Consider the following 1718-nt stretch of genomic DNA (forward strand, 5'->3'; position numbering starts at 1 on the left):
GACCTTATTGACCGCCTTTGGTCAACTCATCCTTCAGTTCGGGGAGGATGGTGAAGAGGTCGCCCACAAGGCCGTAATCGGCCACCTGGAAGATCGGCGCCTCCTCGTCCTTGTTGATCGCCACGATCACCTTGGAGTCCTTCATGCCGGCCAGGTGCTGAATGGCGCCCGAGATGCCCACCGCGATGTAGAGGTCGGGCGCCACCACCTTGCCGGTCTGGCCAACCTGCCAGTCGTTGGGCGCATAGCCCGCATCCACCGCAGCGCGCGAGGCGCCCATGGCGGCTCCCAGCGAGTCGGCGATGGGCTCGATGTACTGCTTGAAGGCATCCGCCGAGCCGAGCGAGCGCCCGCCCGAGATGATGATCCGCGCCGAGGTCAGCTCCGGCCGCTCGGACTTGGCGATCTCCTCGCCCTTGAAGCTCGAAAGCCCCGAATCCTCGGCCGCATTCACCGTCTCGATGGCGGCGGAGCCCCCCTCGCCGGCCGCCGGGAAGGCCGCCGTGCGCACGGTGATCACCTTCTTGGCGTCGGTGGCCTGCACCGTCTGGATGGCGTTGCCGGCATAGATCGGGCGCTCGAAGGTGTCGGGGGACACCACCTTGATGATGTCGGAGACCTGCATCACGTCGAGCAGCGCCGCCACGCGCGGCATGACGTTCTTGCCCTTGCTGGTGGCAGGCGCCACCAGGGCGTCGTAGGAGCCGGCCAGCGACACGATGAGGGCGGCCGTGGGCTCGGCGAGCTGGTGCTCGTAGGCCGGGGCGTCGGCGAGCAGCACCTTCTCCACGCCTGCGAGCTTGGAGGCGGCCTCGGCCGCCGCGCGGGCATTGGAGCCTGCCACCAGCACGTGCACGGGGGCGCCGAGCGCCGTGGCGGCAGACAGGGCCTTGTGGGTGGCGTCCTTCAGCTGAGCGTTGTCGTGCTCGGCAAACAGCAATGTGGTCATTGTTCTTGTTCTCCCTTAGAGCACGCCGGCTTCGACCTTGAGCTTCTGGACCAGTTCGGCCACGGACCCCACCTTCACGCCGGCCTTGCGGCCGCCGGGCTCGGCGGTCTTCACCACCTTCAGGCGGGGCGCCACGTCGACGCCGAGCGTCTCGGGGCTCGTCTCGTCGAGGGGCTTCTTCTTGGCTTTCATGATGTTGGGGAGCGACGCGTAGCGCGGCTCGTTGAGGCGCAGGTCCGTGGTGACGATGGCCGGGAGCTTGAGGCCGACCGTCTGCAGGCCGCCATCGACCTCGCGGGTGACGTCGATGGTGCCCTCGCCCAAGTCGACCTTGAACGCGAAGGTGCCCTGCGGCCAGCCCAGGAGCGCTGCCAGCATCTGGCCGGTCTGGTTGGAGTCGTCGTCGATGGCCTGCTTGCCCAGGATGACGAGGTCGGGCTTCTCCTGCTCGACCACCTTGGCCAGGATCTTGGCGACGGCGAGCGGCTCGACGGTGGCGTCGGTCTTGACCAGGATGCCCCGGTCGGCCCCCATGGCGAGCGCGGTGCGGATGGTCTCGCCTGCCTGTTGCGGGCCGATGGAGACGGCGACGATCTCGGTGGCCTTGCCCTGCTCCTTGAGGCGCACGGCCTCCTCGACGGCGATCTCGTCGAAGGGGTTCATGGACATCTTGATGTTGGCCAGCTCCACGCCCGACCCGTCCGGCTTCACCCGGATCTTCACGTTGTAGTCCACAACCCGCTTCACACACACAAGAAGCTTCATTCGT

The 1718-nt window shown here is 67.3% G+C and carries 2 protein-coding genes; both read right to left on the minus strand.

Translation table 11 applies throughout. The features are described from left to right. Positions 1–4: 4 nt before the first annotated feature. Positions 5–949 (minus strand): electron transfer flavoprotein subunit alpha/FixB family protein, encoded by a 945-nt coding sequence (locus tag JKG68_RS32145; RefSeq protein ID WP_202066466.1) that lies wholly within the window; start codon positions 947–949, stop codon positions 5–7. Between the two features lie 15 nt (positions 950–964). After that, on the minus strand, positions 965–1714 hold the full coding sequence (locus JKG68_RS32150) for an electron transfer flavoprotein subunit beta/FixA family protein (protein WP_202066468.1): 750 nt from the start codon (positions 1712–1714) through the stop codon (positions 965–967). Positions 1715–1718: the final 4 nt, after the last annotated feature.

This window comes from Microvirga aerilata (genome assembly GCF_016743775.1).
GTDB lineage: Bacteria > Pseudomonadota > Alphaproteobacteria > Rhizobiales > Beijerinckiaceae > Microvirga > Microvirga aerilata.

What these genes read in the sequence shown, in the direction of transcription:
- JKG68_RS32150 (WP_202066468.1), bottom strand. Translation starts at nt 1,714, where the DNA reads ATGAAGCTTCTTGTGTGTGTGAAGCGGGTTGTGGACTACAACGTGAAG.
- JKG68_RS32145 (WP_202066466.1), bottom strand. Translation starts at nt 949, where the DNA reads ATGACCACATTGCTGTTTGCCGAGCACGACAACGCTCAGCTGAAGGAC.